The organism is Streptomyces sp. NPDC048278 (assembly GCF_040652195.1).
In the GTDB taxonomy this organism is placed as follows: Bacteria; Actinomycetota; Actinomycetes; order Streptomycetales; family Streptomycetaceae; genus Streptomyces.
In genome coordinates this window covers 101,503-120,010 of sequence record NZ_JBEZLP010000028.1, presented here as the reverse complement: position 1 = coordinate 120,010, position 18,508 = coordinate 101,503, and the positions used below count along the sequence as shown (strand labels likewise).

The following is an 18,508-nucleotide window of genomic DNA, read 5'->3' as shown; positions in this document are numbered from 1 at the left end:
CGTGGACCCCGCCGAGCTGGAGCTGCTGACGCAGACGCTCCGCAAGACGATGACGACCACCGCCCCAGGCCCCGCCCTGGACACGGCGCTGGCCGGGCTGGGCTGGCGCGAGCTGCTGGCCGAGTTCCCGGGTCCGGCCGTCGCGACGGTGTTCCGGCTGCTGGGCGAGACGGGGGCGCATGCCTCGGCGCTCACGGACGTGGTGGGCTCGGCGACGCTGCCGTACGCAGGCGGCCGGTGGGTGGTGTGGGAGTACGGAGCCGGTACGGCAGACGCCGGACTGGACGAGGAACTCCCCCTGCGGCCGGTCACAGCGCCCACCGGCGATCCCGTCCCGCTCGCCGTCGGTCGGCGGGCGGTCGGCTGGTGGCTGCTCGGCACCGGCCACGCCATGCTGGCGCTCACCCGGGGGCACGCCTTGGACCGGGTCCAGTTCGGCCGCCCGCTCGCCGCGTTCCAGGCGGTACGGCACCGGCTCGCGGAGACCCTGGTGGCGCTGGAGGGCGCCGAGGCCGTCCTCGCGGCGGCCGAGGACGACCTGGGCGCGCTGCTGGCCAAGGCTGCGGCCGGGCAGGCGGCGCTGACCGCGGCCCGGCACTGCCAGCAGGTGCTGGGCGGGATCGGGTTCACCGCCGAGCACCCGCTCCACCGGCACGTCCGCCGGGCCGTCGTCCTGGACGGACTCCTGGGCAGCGCCCGGGAGTTGACGCGTGAGGCCGGGGCGCTGGTGCGCTCGCGCGGCACCGCGCCCCGGCTGGTCCAGCTGTGACTCACCGGGGCGTCGGCCCGGGCCGGTCGCGGTTCACCGAAGCAGGCGCCCCGGCCGGACGCACGTCACCGCATCGGCCGCCCCGTCGGTCGCGGTTCACCAGGGCAGTCGTCCGTTGACGTCGAAGTAGCCGCCGGTCGGGCCGTCCGGGCCGATCTGCGCCATCCGCACGATGACCTCGGCGCCCTGCTCGACGGTCTGGGTACCCGTGTTGCCGTTCAGGTCCGTCTTGGTGAAGCCGGGCTCGACGGAGTTGATCCGCAGGGCCGGGAACGCCTTCGCGAACTGCACAGTGAGCATGTTGACGGCCGTCTTGGACGTCGGGTAGGCGATGCCGGGGTAGAAGTGCGCGGGGTGGTCGGGGTCGGACAGGGCCGTCAGCGAGGCCAGACCGCTGCTGACGTTGACCACGACCGGCGCGGCCGAGTGCTGGAGCAGGGGCAGGAAGGCGTGCAGGACGCGGACCACACCGAAGACGTTGGTCTCGAAGGTGGTGCGCATCTGGTCGGCGGTGACGGTCTCGGCCGTGGGCACGCTGTTGTCCGGGGTCCTGCTCTCGATCCCGGCGTTGTTGATCAGGACGTCGAGTCCGCCGTCGGCCGCGACGGTCTTGGCCGCGGCCTCGACGGAGGCGTCGTCGGTGACGTCGAGCAGGACGAACCGGGCGCCCAGCTCCTCCGCGGCCCGGCGTCCGCGCTCGGCGTCCCGGGCTCCCACGTACACGGTGTGACCTGCGGCGATGAGCTGGCGGGCGGTCTCGTAGCCGATGCCCTTGTTGGCTCCGGTGATCAGTGTTGTCGTCATGTCTCCACCCTGCGCCCCGGCCGCCGGGTCAGCCAGCAGATCCTTCTTCCTGGGACTGCCGGTACCACCGACGCACCTCCCTGACCTGGGCTTACTGAGGCCGAATCGGCTGTGACCTGCTAGCTCGGGTTAGTCCGCAATCCAGTCGCCCGGCCGCCCGCGATGTCGTGGTCGGGATTGTCGCCGATCATCCATCCGCCGTCGGCCAGGTCCCGACCACACCGTTCAGCGGCCAGTCGGAAGATCCGGACATCCGGTTTGCGGATGCCGACGTCGCCGGAGACACAGCAGGCGTCAACCCGCTCGCCCAGCCCGGTCCGCTCGATCTTCATGAGCTGGTTGTCGGCCATGCCGTTGCTGACGATGCCCACCCGCCAGCCCGACGCCCGCAACTGCGACACACCTTCAAGCACCTGCGGGTCACACCGGACAAGATCCGGCATCCGGACGCGGAAGGCAGCCCACAGCTCCTCAGCCGCCTGCGTCAGTGCGAAGTGTTCCCGCACGTCGCGAAAGAACTGATCCCGGGGCCCGGCTCCCAGCCTGTCCGCGGCGATCAGCCAACGCGGCGCCGTGTCTCCGAGGTCGTGCTCGTCAGCGAACTCCGAGGCCCACGCAGAAAATGCGAGTTGCCGGTCGACCAGGGTGTCATCCAAATCAAACAGTGCCAACCGCTGCACAGACACCCAACTCCCACAACCCGCCGGATCCAGCCTCGCCCGCTCGCCGAGGTGGGGCCAAGTCACGCTGTCGTCCGGGGCCATCGAAAAGTGTCGAAGCCAGCTGGGTGAGATCGAAGGCATCGACCTCACAAAGCAGTTCCTGCGCGAGAAACGGAAGCAGGCTCTGAGGTCTGAGCAACCGGGCCGCTCTGCCGACCTCGGGATCCCTTCTTTCCTACCTCGTCCCTGATCAGGGCTCTGCCACACGTCCAAGCAACCCTGCTCCTTGCCTAACCCGGCTGGCGGCCAGGCAAGTTGGCGTGGCGGGTGTGTGGGGCCTGTGTCCCATCGCGTGCCCGACGCAGGCTGGAGCCGTACCTTCACCGACCCTCGGCTCTGTGCAGCGATCTTTGGGACGCGGGCCTGCGCAGCAGCCACTGAGTTTCGCGAGCCGGGTCGGCAGCAGGGCGGCGAGCACTCCTCACTCCACCCCCAGCCCGCCTCCGGGGTCGCCCGCGAGGCCGACCCGGCCTCGTGATGCAGTGGGCGACGGCGGGTAGTCGTCGATGGTCATGGAGTTGTGGAGGCGTGCGCTCTTGGTGGTGAGGCGGAGGAGGGCGCGGCTGGGCCGCGCGGGCAGGGCGGAGATCAGGCGGGCGCCCTGGGCCAGTCCCAGAACGCCGAGGCGTGAGGTGGGGATCAGGGTCTTCGCCGCGCTGAGCGCGGCCTCGTGGCTGCCGCGCACGTGCTCTGCCATCGCGCGTTCGTAGGCGGGGAAGGCGCGCTGGTGGTCACCGGCCGCCCGCGCCAACTCTCCTGCGAGGACGTACGCGCCGACGACGGCCAGGCTGGTGCTGCCGCCGACGGCCGGGCCGGGGCAGTAGCCCGCGTCGCCGACGAGCGTCACCCTCCCCCGCGACCAGGTGTCCATGCGGAGCTGGGTGATCGAGTCGAAGTAGAACGCCGGGGTGCGGTCGAGCTCGTCCAGCCAGCGGTCCACGTCGGGGTGCATGCCGTCGAACGCACCGCGCAGCAGTTCCTTCTGCCGGGGCACGTCGTGGTGGTGGTAGTCGAGCTCGCGCTCGCTCCGGAACAGGAACAACACCCGCGCGTCGCCGAGGTGCCGCGCGCCGTACATGCCGGCGGTTCGGCCGACGCCGACGTGGATGAGGAGCTCGCCGTCGAGCGCGGTGACGTTCGGCAGGGTCAGTACCCCGAGGTACGCCCCGGTGAAGGCGCTGAAGCGGGACTCGTCGCCGAAGGTGAGGCGGCGCACGTTGGAGTGCAGCCCGTCGGCGCCGACGACGAGGTCGAAGCGGCGCGGTGCGGCGTTCTCGAACCGCACCTCGCCGTCGGGCGAGATCGCGGTGATCGAGTCGTCGAAGACGTACTCGACGTCGTCGCGCGCGGCGTCGTGGTAGATCTCGCTCAGGTCGTCGCGCATGATCTCAAGATGCCGGTCGGAGGTGGCGCTGAAGATCTTGGAGAGGTCCACCCGGACGGAACGTCGTGCGCCCTCCTGGTGGACGGTCATCCGGTTGGTGCCGGTGGCCCGCTCCTCGATGCGCGCAAACACGCCCATCTTCTCCGAGATGTTCACCGCGGGCCGGAACAGGTCGACGGCGTGGCCGCCGGTCTTGCGCGGAGTCGGCGCGCGCTCGACGACGGTGACATGGAAGCCGTGCCTGGTGAGCCAGTACGCCAGCACCGGACCGGCGACGCTGGCGCCCGAGACGAGAATCCGCATGGCACCCCTCCTTGTCATTCAGTCACCCGTACGGCGTGGACCGTGGTGAAGGCCAGCAGGGGGGTGGCGGTCCGTGGGGGATCCTCGAGTATGGGTGAGTGTCCGAGACCGGGCAGCAACTGGACTTTCGTGCCTGGAACAGCGTGGTAGTCGGCGGCGGATGAGGATCGCCACCTGCGGTCGTCCTCGCCGAAGATCACCAGTAGCGGCTTGCCGAGGGCCGTCAGCCGGTCCGGGAGCGCGCGCTGCTCCAGGTAGTCGCGGGTGGTCTGCATCGTTGTGGTGAGCGTGTGGTGGGTCATGCGGCGCACGTCGTCCAGGAGCTCCGGTGGGATCTGGTAGCCCGCGCGGCTGAAACCGGTGCTCGCGAACCCGCGGATCTGCTCGTCGGTCGGTGGCCACTGCGAAAGCCCGATGGGGACGGACTGCGGTGCGATGAAGGCGTCCAGGCTGGGGCCGGTGTTGATGAGCACGAGCGCGGTCACCAGGTCGGGTCGCTGTTCGGCGAGGGCGGTGGCGACCACGCCGCCGCTGGAATGGCCTACGACCACGGCGTGCTCGACGCCGAGCCGGTCCAGTGTCACGCCGACCCGACGTGCCTGGTCCGGGGGCGCATAGCTGCGGTCGGCCGGTTTGGCCGACCGGCCGTGCCCGAGCAGGTCGATCCGCATGACGCGGTGAGATCCGGTCAGCAGCGGAACCAGCGGGTCCCACGAGCGGGTCGAGGATGCGGACCCGTGGATGAGCAGGAGTACGGGGGCGTCGCGGGGGCCGTCCTGACACACGTGGATGTCACCGTCGTCCAGCGACAGGGTCGAACTCTCGGTGGCCTCGGCGTCGCCGTTCACGTACGGTCCGCCGTCAGAAACAGTCATGAGCCCACTGTCGCTGCCGGTCCCCGTCGGCGGATTGGATAAATGTTCCCCTCAGCCGACTCGACTAGCATGGGACGGTGCGGACTTTCATGCACGGTGCAGCTGTGTGGGACGTCGCATGCCCGCAGCGGCCCAGCAGGGTGGCCGGTCTCACCATGGCCGGGTTCCGCGTCCGTGACCTGGACGCGCTCCGGATGGTCCCGCACCCAGCCGTGACGCTACTCCTGGAGTTCGGCGCCGGCTCGCCCGTCCTTGACTGTGCCGCTGGGCGTCAGCAGCGGGGAAGCCTCGTCGCGGGGCCCGGGCTTGGGACCGGCGGCGCGGTCCGGGCGCAGGGAAAGAACGTCGAGTGCGTGCAGGTGCGCCTGTCCCCGGTGATCGCACGCGCGGTTCTGGGCGCCTCCCCCGCCGACCTCGACGACGCCGTCGTGCCCCTGAGCGACCTATGGGGCCGGGAGGCGTCCCGGATCCGCGAGCAACTCGGCGATGTCCCGTCGTGGCAGGGTCGCTTCGCGTTGACGGACGCGCTGCTCGCCCGTCGGTATGAAGCGGGTCCGCCGGTAGACCCGGAGGTGGCCTGGGCCTGGCACCGCATCGTCGACAGCCGTGGCCTGGCCCGGGTCGACGGGCTCGCAACCGAGGTCGGATGGAGCCGTAAGCGCCTGTGGTCCCGGTTCCGATCGCAGCTCGGCCTGCCGCCCAAGCGCGCCGTGAAGCTGGTCCGCTTCGACCATGCCGTCCACCGCCTGGTCGCGGGTGAAGGCGCGGCCCGAGTCGCGGCCGACGCCGGCTACGCCGACCAGTCCCACCTGCATCGGGACGTCATGGCGTTCACCGGGGCAACCCCCGCGACCATGGCAGGCGAGCCGTTTCTCGCCGTTGACGACATCGCATGGCCCAGCCGCGGAACACCATCAAGCCTCACGTCTCCATGGATCTCTGGCTCTGTGGCCCGCCGGAGGTGAGACGGCTACCGCCGTGAACATCGCCGCGGTCACCTGCGGAGGCGGGTCCGGCGGCGCTCAGCGGTCAAGGGCGCACGAGGGTTGCCGGCCCCACAGAGCCAGGCCATCTTGCGGCAATACGATCGAGGACCGGTTCAAGGCGCCGGGCACTTTCCGTCTGCCGGTCGAAGGTGAGCTGCTGACCGGAGAGCCGATCGGTCGTCAGATCCTCGGCTCTCAGGGAAAGGGCTGTTACCCGTGCCCGTTGGAGTCCCAAGGCATCATGCAGCGCTTGTGCGGACCCGCTCCCGCCACCGCTCCAGGTGGGTTCGCGCCGCGCGGGCCGGCAGCGCGCCGTTGTAGGCGACGGCCAGACGTCAGTCGTAGGGAAACGGCGCCACCGCTTCCGGCGCCAGGACCACGCCCGTCAGCGCCTTGTGGACGTCGCTGTAGGGGTCGAGGCCTTCGAAGACGGGCAACCACCACGGCTTGGCCAGCAACGCGGTGGCACGGATGCGGTTCAGCGGCGCCCGCCGGGCCGTCTCCGCGTCGGCGGCCCGCGCCCGCTCGTCCGCGCGCAGGATGCCGAGCAGGCCCCGGCCGGTCAGCGAGTTGGTGAGCATCGCCAGGTCAACGCCCCACAGCGGGCGGCCCGTCACCACGTCCTCCAGGACGCTGCCCATGATCCCGGGCACCACCACGCACGCGTCCCGGGTCCGGTCGTCGAACACCGCCGCTACCTGCGTGAACGGCACCCCGTCCCCCGCCCCTTCAACCCCCGTAATCCCCACCACTCCGACGATGGAGGAGCCCACCCACCCGGGTACGGGCTTCACCGAAGAAGCGCCGCCCTGCCGGCCCCGAAGCACTGGCGGCACGTGGGCGGCCGTTGGCCGCTGCTGCCGACACACACGGGGCCCAGCATCGTCCTGGACATGCGAGGCGTGACGTTCCTGGACTCTTCCGGCATCAACACCTTCATCAACTGCTACCACGCCCTCAACGCCGTGGGCGGATGGCTGCGCCCGGCCGGCGCCGCCGACGCCGTCGCGTCCGTCATCAAACTCGTCGGCCTCGACTCCGTCATCGACTGCCACACCACCCTCGCGAGCACGCCCTCCAAAGACGGCGTACAAGCCCCGGTGGAGCGTTGCGTCTCCACGGCTCTCGCACGGCTGCACTTGTGAATCCGCAGGGCCAGGTACGTCCTGGACCAATCCGTGCGGGCGAGCAGTCTCGGATCAGGAGTGAGCGCGCCGGGTGGGCCGGCGCCTTTTCCGGAGGCTGAATCGCATGGTCACTTTGGTTCTGATCGGGCTGCTGGGAGGACTGATCACGGCCGTGTCGCCGTGCATCCTGCCGGTGCTTCCGGTGGTGTTCCTGGCGGGAGGACCAGGAGGTCCGGCGGGGGCGGGCCCTCCCGGTGACGCGGGGGCGCGTATGGATGCGCGAAAGGGTGACGGAGCTACGGCGGTGGCGGGTGATGTCCTGGTCGCCGATTCGCCGCCTGCGGTGCCGGTGCGTAATCGGCGGCCGTATGCCGTGGTCGTGGGCCTGGTGCTGAGTTTCAGCTTCTTCACTCTGCTCGGGGTGACGATCATCTCCGCGCTCGGTCTGCCGGACGACATCCTGCGCTACGTCGGTCTGGCGCTGCTGGTCATGATCGGTCTGGGGCTGGTGTTCCCGCCGGTGGAGCGGCTGCTGGAGAAGCCGTTCGCGCGGATCCCGCAACGGCAGGTCAACAAGGAGGGCAGCGCGTTCGTCCTGGGTCTTGGTCTGGGCCTGCTCTACGTCCCGTGCGCGGGCCCGGTGCTGGCGGCGATCACGGTGGCGGGTGCGCGGGGTGAACTGAGCCTGGGCATTGTGGCGTTGACGGTGTCGTTCGCGGTGGGTACGGCGCTGCCGCTGCTGGTGTTCGCGCTGGCGGGGCGCCGGGTGGCCGAGCGGATCGGTGCGTTCCGCAAGCGGGCCAGGAAGCTTCGGATCGTGGCGGGCTGTCTGATGATGGCGCTCGCGCTCGCCCTGGCCTTCAATGTCACCGACGTGATCCAGCGGGCGCTGCCGGACTACACGTCGGCGGCGCAGCAGAAGATCGAGGACAGTGACGTGGCCCGGCAGAAGCTGTCGGGTCTGTACGACAGTTCCAACAAGGAACTCTCGCGCTGCGAGGACGGCGTGGATGAACTGCGCTCCTGCGGGCAGGCGCCGCCGATCGCCGGGATCGCGAAGTGGCTGAATACGCCCGGCGGGCAGCCCATCGATCTGAAGCAGGAGCGCGGCAAGGTCGTCCTGATCGATTTCTGGACCTATTCGTGCATCAACTGCCAGCGGAGCCTGCCGTACATCGAGGCGTGGAACCGCACGTACAAGAGTTCCGGGCTGGAGATCATCGGGGTGCATTCCCCGGAGTTCGCGTTCGAGAAGAACGCCTCCAACGTAGCGAGCCAGGCACGCAAGCTCGGCGTCGCCTACCCGGTGGCCCTCGACAACAAGCTGACGACCTGGGACAACTACCGCAACCGGTTCTGGCCCGCCAAGTACCTGATCGACGCCCACGGCACCGTGCGCTACTTCAAGTTCGGCGAAGGCCAGTACGCGCAGACCGAGGACCTGATCCGCACGCTCCTCAAGCAGGCGAACCCGAACATCCAACTGCCGCCCAAGACGGGGCAGAAGGACGATCAGCTCACCAAGGACCGCACCCCGGAGACCTATCTGAGCAACCAGCGCATCAGCGGCTACGTCGGCGACCCGCTCCAGTCCGACAAGGCAACGACGTACCGCTTCGCCGCCGACATCCCGGTCAATAGCCTCTCCCTGGAGGGGACATGGACGGCCGGCTACCAGTACTTCACCGCAGGTGACAACGCCCGCCTCGCCTTCACCTACCGGGCGAAGAACGTCAACCTCGTCCTCGGAGGCACGGGCACAGTGACCGTCCTGGTCGACGGTAAGACGGTGAAGACGGTCCCGGTTTCCGGGACACCCACCCTGTACCGCCTGGTCGACGAGAAGTCGGCCCGCACCACGCGTCTTGAACTCCGTGTCACACCCGGTATCCAGGCGTACTCCTTCACCTTCGGATGACCCCCGTCCGGTTCGGCCGTCGGCCGTTCCAAGACGTCTTCGTGCCTGGGGCGGTCGGCGGCCCGTGAACAGTCCTTGCCTGCAGTGGGCCAGCCCGGGGCCCCTCACGTGGTTGGAAGACAGCCGCGGAGCAGCCCGGCCGGCCGGATACGTGAGGCCCCCGCGCGCTTCGGCACCGGGGTTACGGCCCTGCCGTCGGCTCTGCCCAATCCGTCGCCGCGGCGGCTTCGGATTACGCGCGACATGGTGTTCGCGGACAGCTGGGCGGCCGTGGCGACGGCATGCGGTCGAACCTCGCCGTGAGGGGCCGATCGTGTGCGGCCTTCCCTCTCGCCCGCTGCGCACCCGGACGGAGTTGTGAACACCTCGGCATGCAGCAGTACTCGTTCACCAAGGAGAACCCCGCGCGATGAGTACCACCCAGACCACCCGGCCCGGTGTCGCCCACCGGCTCGCCTCGCTCGCCGAGACCGCGCTCGGCGGTCCCCTCCCGCTGCGGCTGCGCGCCTGGGACGGGAGCGAGGCGGGCCCGGCCGAAGGACCCGTCGTCGTGCTCCGCTCCCGGCGCGCACTGCGGCGCCTGCTGTGGCAGCCTGGCGAACTGGGCCTGGCCCAGGCGTATGTCACCGGTGAGATCGACGTCGTAGGGGACCTGGCACAAGGGCTGCGCACCATGTGGGCCGCAGTCCGCGAACGCCGGCTGCACGCGCCCCGGCTCGGCATCGCCGAGCTGGCCCGTGCCACCGGGGCTGCGGTGCTCCTGGGCGCGGCCGGGCCGCGTCCACCCGCTCCCGCGTCGCAGGCGCGACTGCGCGGCGGCCTGCACAGCAGGAGCCGGGACCGGGCGGCCATCAGCCATCACTACGACCTCAGCAACGACTTCTACCGCCTCCTCCTCGACGAGACCATGGCCTACTCGTGTGGGTACTGGACCAGCGACGAGGCGGACTTCACCCCGGCCGACGCCCAGCGCGCCAAGCTGGAGCTGATCTGCCGCAAGCTCGCCCTGCGGCCCGGCGCACGGCTGCTGGACATCGGGTGCGGCTGGGGTTCGCTCACCCTGTACGCGGCGGAACGGCACAAGGCGCAGGTCACCGCCGTCACCCTGTCCAGGGAGCAGGCGGCCCACGTCCGCGAGCAGGTCGCCGAGCGCGGTCTGGAGAACCTGGTCGAGGTGGTGTGCCAGGACTACCGCGACATCTCGGGCGGCGGCTACGACGCCGTCTCCACGATCGAGATGGGCGAACACGTCGGGGACGCGGAGTATCCGGCGTTCACCGCCGCCCTGCACCGCTTCGTCCGCCCGCGCGGGCGCGTGCTGGTGCAGCAGATGTCCCGCGGCGCGAAGGCGCCCGGCGGCGGCACGTTCATCGAGGCGTACATCGCGCCCGACATGCACATGCGTCCGCTCGGCGAGACCGTCACCCTGCTGGAGGAGGCCGGTCTGGAGGTGCGCTCGGTGGAGTCGCTGCGCGAGCACTACGTCCGTACGATCACGGCCTGGCACCGCACCCTTGAAGACCGGTGGGACGAGTGCGTGCGGCTCGTCGGGGAGGAGGCGGCACGAGTGTGGCGGCTGTATCTGGTCGGCGGGGCCCTGGCGTTCGAGGAGCGGCGGATGGGAGTCGACCAGATCCTGAGCGTACGGCCGGCCCCTGGAGGGAGCGCGGGAATCGCTGCGACGCCGCACGACTGGTACGCGTGAGCGGACCGCTCGCGAGTCGCTTCGCCCGGGCCCGCTGTTTCCCCGGGCGGTGCGGCCTCAGCGACGGGATGCGTGCCTCCCGGGCGACGGCCGAGCCCTCGGCGTCGTGAAGCCTCGTGTCGGCGCAGCGGTGAGGGGCGGAGCTTGTGCCCCGCCCCTCACCCATCTCCCCGTCACAGAAGGCCTGCGGCCGGGCACCACGAGGTCGGGGTGCCCAGTCCTGCTGGTGGTCCGTCAGCTGGTGGGCATCAGGACGGTGTCGATGATGTAGACGTTGGCGTTGGCGGTCTTGACGTTGCCGCAGACGACCTTCGCGGAGTCGTTGACGGTGTAGGACGCGCCGGAGCCGGACGTCGTCAGCTTCGACTTCTCCAGCGTGTCGAAGGAGCCCTTTTCCAGGTCCTTGGGCGTGAGCTGCTGACCCACCACGTGATAGGTGAGGATCTTCGTCAACTGCGCCTTGTCGGCCAGGACCTTGTCGAGCGTGGCCTTCGGGATCTTCGCGAAGGCGTCGTTGGTCGGCGCGAACACGGTGATGCCCTGGGCGTTGTTGAGGGTGTCGACGAGCCCGGCCTGCTTCACCGCGGCCACCAGCGTGGACAGGGCCGGGTTGTTGGAGGCGGCGGTGGCCACCGGGTCCTTGGCCATGCCGTCGAAGGAGCCGGCACCGGTCTTCGGCACACCGGAGCAGGCCGTGCCGAAGGGCTGGTCGGAGGTCGTGGCACCGGCGCCGGGCATGCTGTCGTCGGACGCCGCCGCGGAGGCGGACGCCTTGGTGGAGGCGTCGGACTTCTCGGAGTCGCTGCCGCTTGAACAGGCGCTCAACGCCAGCGGAAGGACTGCCGCGGCAGCGAGGACGACTGCGGTACGACGAATACGAGTAGTCATGGTGTATCTCCTGTGGCTGTTGCGATACGTGGCATCTGTGGACGGGAATGATGAATGGATGTTCGAGGTCTGTCGGCCGACTGGAGTGAACCGCTGAACGACGGGTGACTTCCCGATGGTTCGCGGTTCTTTCTCTTCGTCGGTCACGTGGGGAATCCGGTCCCGGCGGCCCGGCGGATTGGCCGTTTGCCCGATCGGATGAATCTTTTTTCCGGACCAATCCACGGCGCGACCGGCTACGGATGAAAGGGCGGCCGGTATTGAGGCCCGGCGGAAAATCCTGGTTCCGCACCCGTCCGCTTCAGACCCATGAAGGTGATCCGGGCGACACGTGCGGGCCGACCCGCCGCGAGGCACCACCTGACTGCGGACACTTGCCCGCCAAGCCGGGCTGAGGACCATCCGCCATGCGATCGGGTGAAGCACAGCCTTCCGGTCAGGCCGCCATGCCTGACCTTCCGGAGTGACGAGTGAGGTCCTGCGGCAGCGGCTCCCGACCGCGGGCACGAGCCGTGTGTCCACGGCAGTGGGACTGGACGAAGTCCACGTCTCCGGTCCGCAGTCGCTAACGGGGCGGCGCGGACCGGACGATCCCCCCGCCGCGACCAGGTGACCTGTCACCGTGTCGGGAGCGGCAGGAGCGAGGGGTCCGCGCGGGTGGCGGCTTCGGCGCCGCCACCCGCAGCACCTTCGCAAGCAGACCATCTCGGTTTCCGCGCAGGGACTTTCACCGTTTGACCCAGTTGGCAGCATCGTGTCGCAACCGGACTCTCCACCAAATGACGGCCCGGAAAACCCTGCACCCGTCCGCGAATTGGCTGTCGAGGAATCCAATTCAGCTCGGACCATGGAACAAATCCGTCACCGGTCCGGCTACAGGCATGCCTTTCTTCCGCTCGCGCAATACTGCGTGGTGGTGCCTCCGGGCCGGCAGTCCCCGTTGCCTTTCTGCCGTTCTGGTCACTGCGACTTCGTCCGTTGCGGTGCCGACCGGCAATCCGCCAAGCCCCGATGGCTTCCTCCCCAGCCCCCTCCGGCCCTCACCGCTCTGCTCCTCATTCACCAGTGAGGACAACTCGAAGCGCGCCACCCGCCCCTTGCCCCGCCACCACCGCGCCGTACGCCTGCCGTCCTGCGTCGGCCCCACCGCAACAGCCCTGCTGGTCGTCGCCGCCGGTCTCGGCCTCACCGTCCGCGCGGTCACCGGGGCCGCGTGAATTCCAAGACTTCCTCCGACCGGCAGGGCGACCGGCGCAGCCACCGGGCCACACGGTCCGGGCCGACAGGTCGAACGTCGCACGACTGCGGACTCGGCCCCGCCGGACCGGAGAGCCGGGTCCGCTCAGGCCGGAAACCGCGTCATAGCAATCGGCGCGGACGTGGGCTGTTTCGAACCGCCGGAAGGTTCGACAGTGATCCCCATGCCCGACGCACCATCGACGGTGCCGTCCAGCAGGACCGCCTGGGCGCCGCCGCCAGAGTCCATCAGCCCGGCAGACCGCATCGTCCCACCATCGTCGAACCAGAGCTGGTAGACCTTCCCGGCCGGCGCCTGGGCCATCCCAGAAACCACGAAGACCGCTTGATCCCGCTGGTGCGAGACAACCACGGTGCCGGTGGCAGTCCCAGACAGCGTCACGGCCCGTGCCCGGGCATCAGGCGCGGCAAGCACAGCACTGACCTGTTCCGTTCTCTGTTCGACCCGATGCGCTTGGGCGCGCGCGCTCTCCGCCCGCCGGTGCTGCCACACAGCGGCCCCGCCGAGCGCGCCGGCAGCAGCCAGACAAGCGGCCAGCGCCCACCGCGACAGCAGGCGTGCCCGCACCGCCCCGCGGCCGGCACGCGGCACCGGCCTCTCGCCCGGCGTCTCCTGGCGGACCGCGGTGATGCGGTGCAGCACCCGCCCGCGCATCTCCGGATCGGGCTGCACGGACACAGCGAGCCCCAACCGGACCGCAGTGGCGGACAGCTCGGCGGTCTCCTCGGCGCATGCCTGGCAGTCCGCGAGATGCCGCACGAACATCTCGCGCTCCTCCTCGGACAGCGCGTGCAGGGCGTAGGCACCGGTGAGCCGGTGCAGGTCGTCGGTGATCACGCTGTCACTCCCAGGCAGTCGCGGAGTCGGATGAGGCCGTCCCTCAACCGGGTCTTGACGGTTCCGAGCGGAAGCGCGAGCGCCTCGGCGACCTCGCGGTAGGTCAGCCCCCGGTAGTAGGCGAGGGTGACGGCCTGCCGCTGGAGCTCGGTCAGGGTGCGCAGACAGCGCAGTACCTGTTCCCGCTCCAGGCGGGCCTCGACGTGCTCGGCCACCTCGTCGTACTCGGGGATCCGGTCCATGAGCGCCGCCTTGTGGTCCCGGACCGCCGCCGCGTCCACCGAACGCACCCGGTCGATGGCCCGGCGGTGTGCCAGGGTGAGGATCCAGTTGATGGCCGTGCCGCGGTCGGAGCGGTAGCGGGGCGCCGTCCGCCACACCTCCACCAGCACCTCCTGGGTGACCTCCTCCGAATGCGCGTGATCGCGCAGCACGGCACGGGCGACTCCCAGCACCGGCCCCGCCACGGCGTCGTAGACCGCAGCGAACGCCTCTTCATCGCCCAGAGCGACCTGGCCCATCAACTCCTGCAGATCTGGCTTCGCCGACGGACTTGGACCGATACTGATGGCTTCTTTCACAAGGATCCTTCGTGAACGGGATATCTCCGGACGTAATCCGATCCTGAACCCCGGAGGGATTGGTCCGAGAACATCGCCGGTTTTGTCACCCATGAAGGTGGAAGAGGGCTGCGACATCCGGAACACGCCGCAAGCCCGTCCGCACGGATTGAGAGGGAGCCACCGCGCGGCGCCCTTCATCGCCCCGCCGACCGAGGACATCGTCCTCAGGCAGTTTGTGCCGGTGCGGTCGGCCGGGCGCGGCCGGGTGGTATGTCCAGATGCTGGTGACGGTGTGGGTGGGGCCGCCGGGGCCGGGGTGGGTGACGGAGTCGACCAGGTACTCGTGGCCGTGTACCAGTTCCTGGAGGACGAGGGTTGTCGTACCGGTGTGGTGGACGGCGGCGTGCTGGATCCGTGGCCAGGCACGGGCGATCTGGCCGTGGCTGTGGCAGTGGGCCACTTCGGCGCCCGTGCCGAAGGCGGCGGGCATGAGCCGGAACGCCCGGGAGGGGACGCAGCCTGCCCAGGAGAGGGCTTCGGCGAGGCGGGCCGTGCGCAGGGCGTAGGGGGTCACGATTCCCGTTCGGGCCAGGGCCTTGGCCTGGGCGCCGAGGTCGGTGCGCAGGCTGGTCGAGGCGGGGGCGCCGGTGCCGGGGAGGTGGAGGTGCCAGGCGATCCGTTCGGCGAGTTCGACGCCGGCCGGGCTTGCCGCCAGGACCGTCCCCGCTCCGGCCGCTCGCAACGTGGTGAGCGTACGGTGCAGGTCACCGTCGTGGGTGAGGACGGAGGCGTAGCCATCGCCCGCTGCAACGCCGCGGTGGGAGGGCGGTGTTGCGGCGGTGAGCGGGTTGACCGCGATGGCGGTCAGATGGCGGTCGTGGAGGGCGTGGGCGTGCCGGGAGCCGGCCTGAGGGGCGATGACCGGAGCGGGTGCCGACGGTGCGGGCAGGGGCCTGCCCGGGACGGCGGAGGCGGTCGTCACGTGGTGCAGGTCGTGGTGTGGGCGGGGCGGGAGATGTGTACCGAGACGTGGTCGGTGACCAGGGCGCGGCGGCGGGTGCAGGCTTCGGCGGTGGGGCCGGTGACGATCCAGTGCGCGATGCGGTCGTCGATGCCGGCGTGGGGCGGTGCGGACACGTGGGTGCCGGTGGCGCGCGTCCACACGAACCGTTCCAGCCAGACCTGTTCGCGCAGGGTTCGCCGGCGCGGCGGCCGTTGACCTCGATGATGCGGGGTCCGTCGGGGCTGAGCCGGAGTTCGATGTGCAGGACGGCCCGGGTGGCGCCCAGGGCGCGTACGGCGGCGGTGACGACGAAGGCGAGGACCGGGTCGGTGAGGAGCGGGTCGGCCGCGTCGACGCTGTGCGCTACTTCCTGGAACTGCGGTTCGGGGCCCGGGGACTTGCGGGTCACCGCGGCGATCCGGACGTGTTCGGGGTTGTCGAGGACGACGGCCTCGACGCTGATTTCGGGCCGGGTATGTACTCCTCGACCAGGACGCCGGGCACGGCCCAGCCTTCGAGGCCGAGCACGCTGTCCGTCAGGGCCCGGCCGACGGCGGCGCGGACGTCTTCGTCGCTGTCGGCCCGCAGGACGCCGGCGCTTCCGGCGTGCCCCCTCGGTTTGACGACGACGGGGTAGCCCAGCTTGTCGGCGATCTTCACCGCCTGGTCCGGGTCCTCGACGAGGTACGACAGCGCCGAGGGGACACCGTGCTCGGCCAGCAGGCGCCTCGTGGTCGCCTTCGTGTGCAAAACTCAGAAACAGCTTAAGGCTAACCACCGCGGCGTAAGGGTGAGAAGGTCCGTGGAACGACCTACCCACCCAATTCGACCCCGATTCGACCCAGTAAGCGCGCACAGAGCAATTTAACTCGCTGACCAGGGTAAAGGTGGTGTGGCGGACCCGCCAGCCTATGACTGCCGGTACCAGGCACGGCGACGGCCGGCGGTGTTGACTGGGGGCATGACGGCGACAGAACTCGGGCAGGCGCTGCGGCGCTGGCGGGACCGCGTCGCCCCGGACGCGGCGGGGCTGCCGGCCGGCGGGCAGCGGCGTGCGGCCGGGCTGCGGCGCGAGGAGCTGGCGCTGCTGGCCGGGATCTCAGTCGACTACGTGACGCGTCTCGAACAGGGCCGGGCGGCCAATCCGTCCGTGCAGGTCGTCGAGGCACTGGCCCGGGCGCTGCGGCTCTCCGCCGACGAGCGGACCTACCTCTTCGGGGTGGCGGGGCTGGTGCCGCCGGGGCCTGAGATGGTGCCCGGGTACATCACGCCCAGCGTGCAGCGGCTCCTCGACCGGCTGTCCGGCACTCCGGTGGCGGTCTCCGACGCGGCCATGACGCTGCTGGTGGCCAACCCGATGTACGGGGCGCTGATGGGTGACCCGTCCCAGCTGCGCGGCTTCCAGCGCAACGGCGCCTGGCGGAACTTCCTGGGCTGGCCGACCCGGGTGCGGCACACCCCGCAGGAGCGGCGCGCCTTCGAGACCGGCATGGTCGCCGAGCTGCGGGCCACGGCGGCCCGCTATCCCGGGGACCGTCAACTGCGGCGGCTGATCGCCGAGTTGCGTTCCGGCAGCGAGCGGTTCGCCGAGCTGTGGGACGCGGGGGTCGTCGGCCGGCTCAAGGCCTCGCGCAAGACGATCGAGCATCCGCAGGTGGGGCTGCTCACCCTGGACTGCGACCAGCTCCGGGTGGAGGATCACGACCTGCACATCCTCGTGTACTCGGCCGAGCCCGGCACCGAGGACGCCGAGAAACTGGCGCTGATCTCGGTATTCGGCACCCAGAGCCTGGCGGCCGGCCCCTGACGGTTCAGCAGAACAGGAGTGATCGCGATGCCCATGCCGCCCCACCCTCCGAAGAACCCGTCGAGCCCCTTCGCGTCCTTCGGCGGCCACCATGTGGGTATCCGCGTCCCCGACTACGACGCGGCGAAGGCCTGGTACACGGAGAAGCTGGACTTCCGCGTGCTCCAGGAGTGGCCCTACGGCGAGCTGAAGCTCGCGTACCTCTGCCCGCCCGACGACGACACCTTCCACGTGGAACTCCTCGCCGGACCGGTGCCCTTCCCGAACGACGTCCTCGACGACCTCGGAGTCAGCCTCCAGCACGGCGGCTACCAGCACATCTGCGTCCACGTCGACGATGTCGACACAGTCCGCGCAGAGCTCGCCCGCCGTGGTGTGGACCTGGTCGGCGAACCTTTCGAGATCGAGGACATCAGCCGTCGGCTGGCGTTCTTCCGCGACCCGTGGGGCAACATGATCGAACTCTCCCAGAAGCTGCCCGGCGCCGGCGCCTAGGCGCTCCCCGGCTCTGTGTTCGCTAACGTCCACTCATGCTGCATACGAGATTCACCGAAATGTTCGGTATCACCTATCCGGTGATGGCGGCCCCGATGGGCTTGCACAGCGGCGGGACACTCGCCGCCGCTGTCTCCGCGGCCGGCGGGCTCGGCTCCTTCGGGGGTACACACCCCTGGAAAGGACCTGACTGGATCCGCGCGGAGATCGCGACCGTCCGCGCCACGACCGACCGCCCGTTCGGCGTCGGTTTCATCACGCCGTTCCTTCCCTTCACCGAACCGCTTTTCGAGGCCGCCCTGGAAGCGCGGCCGGAGGTCATTGCGCTGTCGTTCGCCGATCCCCAGCCGTGGCTCGCCCGCGCCAAGGCCGCGGGCGCCCGGGTGATGTGCCAGGTGCAGAACTACGACGACGCGCGGGCCGCCGTCGCCGCGGGTACCGACGTCCTCGTGGCGCAGGGCGCCGAGGCCGGTGGCCACACCGGGACGATGGGCCTCCTGCCGTTCCTCGCCGGGCTCGTGCGGCGCTACCCCGAGGTTCCGGTGCTGGCCGCAGGAGGGATCGGCGACGGCCGGACACTCGCGGCCGTCCTCACCGCCGGGGCGGACGGCGCCTGGCTGGGCACGGCGTTCCTCGCCACGCCCGAGGCGATCGAAGTGCACGAGGCCCACAAGCGCCTGATCGTCGAGAGCGACGGCGGTGACACCGTTTGGACGCGGGCGTACGACATCGTGTCGGGGCTGCCGTGGCCGGCGGGCATCGGTGAACGAGTCCGCCGCAACCGGTTCACCGACGAGTGGTCGGAGCGTGAGGCGACACTGCGGGAACGGAGAGAGGAGTTCGCGCCCCCGAAGGACGTCAGTCCCGTCGAGAGTCCGCCCGACCCCGACACGAGCGCGGTTCTCTACGGGCAGTCGGCCGTCTTCGTCGATGCCGTCCGTCCCGCCGCGGAGGTGGTCCGGACGATCGGTGACGAGGCCGAGGCGATCCTGGCCGCACGACCCCGATCGCTGCTGAGCTGACGGGCGACCCCGCTCGGCGGTGGAGTACCGCTGGCTGCCCTG

Annotated in this window: 19 protein-coding genes; 8 read left to right on the top strand and 11 right to left on the bottom strand. The window is 70.3% G+C overall.

Features of this window, described 5'->3' with window-relative positions:
• Window position 1 precedes the first annotated feature (1 nt).
• Window positions 2-769 carry an acyl-CoA dehydrogenase family protein gene (locus tag AB0D74_RS36595; RefSeq protein ID WP_362596529.1) on the top strand — a complete coding sequence of 256 codons (768 nt, stop codon included), beginning with the start codon at window positions 2-4 and terminating at the stop codon, window positions 767-769.
• Window positions 770-865: 96 nt separating this feature from the next.
• On the opposite strand, the gene AB0D74_RS36590 is transcribed toward AB0D74_RS36595, so the two are convergent.
• The 4 genes from AB0D74_RS36590 to AB0D74_RS36575 all read right to left on the bottom strand — a co-directional run bounded on the left by AB0D74_RS36590 (window position 866) and on the right by AB0D74_RS36575 (window position 4,857).
• On the bottom strand, window positions 866-1,573 hold the full coding sequence (locus AB0D74_RS36590) for an SDR family oxidoreductase (RefSeq protein ID WP_362596527.1): 708 nt from the start codon (window positions 1,571-1,573) through the stop codon (window positions 866-868).
• Between the two features lie 119 nt (window positions 1,574-1,692).
• Window positions 1,693-2,259: an HAD family hydrolase gene (locus AB0D74_RS36585; protein ID WP_362596525.1), complete on the bottom strand. Its 567-nt coding sequence runs from the start codon at window positions 2,257-2,259 to the stop codon at window positions 1,693-1,695.
• A 457-nt stretch (window positions 2,260-2,716) separates the two neighbouring features.
• The gene (locus tag AB0D74_RS36580; RefSeq protein ID WP_362596523.1) at window positions 2,717-3,982 is read right to left on the bottom strand and encodes an FAD-dependent monooxygenase; all 1,266 of its coding nucleotides are present in this window, start codon (window positions 3,980-3,982) and stop codon (window positions 2,717-2,719) included.
• Between the two features lie 14 nt (window positions 3,983-3,996).
• Window positions 3,997-4,857, bottom strand: coding sequence for an alpha/beta hydrolase (locus tag AB0D74_RS36575; protein WP_362596521.1), 861 nt, complete (start codon window positions 4,855-4,857; stop codon window positions 3,997-3,999).
• A gap of 77 nt (window positions 4,858-4,934) precedes the next feature.
• Between AB0D74_RS36575 and AB0D74_RS36570 the strand changes: the two genes are divergently transcribed.
• Window positions 4,935-5,822: a helix-turn-helix domain-containing protein gene (locus AB0D74_RS36570; RefSeq protein ID WP_362596519.1), complete on the top strand. Its 888-nt coding sequence runs from the start codon at window positions 4,935-4,937 to the stop codon at window positions 5,820-5,822.
• Window positions 5,823-6,178: 356 nt separating this feature from the next.
• Here the strand turns inward: AB0D74_RS36570 and AB0D74_RS36565 are convergent, their stop codons facing one another.
• Window positions 6,179-6,556, bottom strand: a complete 378-nt coding sequence (locus AB0D74_RS36565; RefSeq protein WP_362596517.1) for a hypothetical protein — start codon at window positions 6,554-6,556, stop codon at window positions 6,179-6,181.
• Window positions 6,557-6,679: 123 nt separating this feature from the next.
• Between AB0D74_RS36565 and AB0D74_RS36560 the strand changes: the two genes are divergently transcribed.
• The 3 genes from AB0D74_RS36560 (at window position 6,680) to AB0D74_RS36550 (ending at window position 10,593) form a co-directional block, all read left to right on the top strand.
• Complete coding sequence (locus AB0D74_RS36560) at window positions 6,680-6,988, top strand: STAS domain-containing protein (protein ID WP_362596515.1); 309 nt, start codon at window positions 6,680-6,682, stop codon at window positions 6,986-6,988.
• A 286-nt stretch (window positions 6,989-7,274) separates the two neighbouring features.
• Entirely contained in the window at window positions 7,275-8,888 is a 1,614-nt protein-coding gene (locus AB0D74_RS36555) for a cytochrome c biogenesis protein CcdA (RefSeq protein ID WP_362596513.1), read from the top strand.
• Between the two features lie 409 nt (window positions 8,889-9,297).
• Window positions 9,298-10,593 carry a cyclopropane-fatty-acyl-phospholipid synthase family protein gene (locus AB0D74_RS36550; RefSeq protein WP_362596511.1) on the top strand — a complete coding sequence of 432 codons (1,296 nt, stop codon included), beginning with the start codon at window positions 9,298-9,300 and terminating at the stop codon, window positions 10,591-10,593.
• 234 nt (window positions 10,594-10,827) lie between these two features.
• Here AB0D74_RS36550 and AB0D74_RS36545 read toward each other — a convergent pair whose 3' ends face one another.
• From AB0D74_RS36545 to AB0D74_RS36520, 6 genes are all read right to left on the bottom strand, one after another.
• Complete coding sequence (locus AB0D74_RS36545; protein WP_362596509.1) at window positions 10,828-11,481, bottom strand: fasciclin domain-containing protein; 654 nt, start codon at window positions 11,479-11,481, stop codon at window positions 10,828-10,830.
• Between the two features lie 1,342 nt (window positions 11,482-12,823).
• Window positions 12,824-13,576 (bottom strand): anti-sigma factor, encoded by a 753-nt coding sequence (locus AB0D74_RS36540; protein WP_362596507.1) that lies wholly within the window; start codon window positions 13,574-13,576, stop codon window positions 12,824-12,826.
• Window positions 13,573-14,157 carry a sigma-70 family RNA polymerase sigma factor gene (locus tag AB0D74_RS36535; RefSeq protein ID WP_362596505.1) on the bottom strand — a complete coding sequence of 195 codons (585 nt, stop codon included), beginning with the start codon at window positions 14,155-14,157 and terminating at the stop codon, window positions 13,573-13,575. The genes AB0D74_RS36540 and AB0D74_RS36535 overlap by 4 nt, the downstream gene beginning before the upstream one ends.
• A gap of 85 nt (window positions 14,158-14,242) precedes the next feature.
• Window positions 14,243-15,121: a hypothetical protein gene (locus AB0D74_RS36530; protein WP_362596503.1), complete on the bottom strand. Its 879-nt coding sequence runs from the start codon at window positions 15,119-15,121 to the stop codon at window positions 14,243-14,245.
• Window positions 15,118-15,303, bottom strand: a complete 186-nt coding sequence (locus tag AB0D74_RS36525; RefSeq protein ID WP_362596501.1) for a hypothetical protein — start codon at window positions 15,301-15,303, stop codon at window positions 15,118-15,120. Before AB0D74_RS36525 ends, AB0D74_RS36530 begins: the two co-directional genes overlap by 4 nt.
• 244 nt (window positions 15,304-15,547) lie before the next feature.
• Complete coding sequence (locus AB0D74_RS36520) at window positions 15,548-15,892, bottom strand: acetate--CoA ligase family protein (RefSeq protein ID WP_362596499.1); 345 nt, start codon at window positions 15,890-15,892, stop codon at window positions 15,548-15,550.
• A gap of 211 nt (window positions 15,893-16,103) precedes the next feature.
• Between AB0D74_RS36520 and AB0D74_RS36515 the strand changes: the two genes are divergently transcribed.
• From AB0D74_RS36515 to AB0D74_RS36505, 3 genes are read left to right on the top strand one after another with little or no spacing between them, the layout of a single operon-like run.
• The gene (locus AB0D74_RS36515; RefSeq protein ID WP_362596497.1) at window positions 16,104-16,949 is read left to right on the top strand and encodes a helix-turn-helix transcriptional regulator; all 846 of its coding nucleotides are present in this window, start codon (window positions 16,104-16,106) and stop codon (window positions 16,947-16,949) included.
• Window positions 16,950-16,976: 27 nt separating this feature from the next.
• Window positions 16,977-17,444 carry a VOC family protein gene (locus tag AB0D74_RS36510; protein ID WP_362596495.1) on the top strand — a complete coding sequence of 156 codons (468 nt, stop codon included), beginning with the start codon at window positions 16,977-16,979 and terminating at the stop codon, window positions 17,442-17,444.
• 35 nt (window positions 17,445-17,479) lie between these two features.
• The gene (locus AB0D74_RS36505; RefSeq protein ID WP_362596493.1) at window positions 17,480-18,466 is read left to right on the top strand and encodes a nitronate monooxygenase; all 987 of its coding nucleotides are present in this window, start codon (window positions 17,480-17,482) and stop codon (window positions 18,464-18,466) included.
• Window positions 18,467-18,508: the final 42 nt, after the last annotated feature.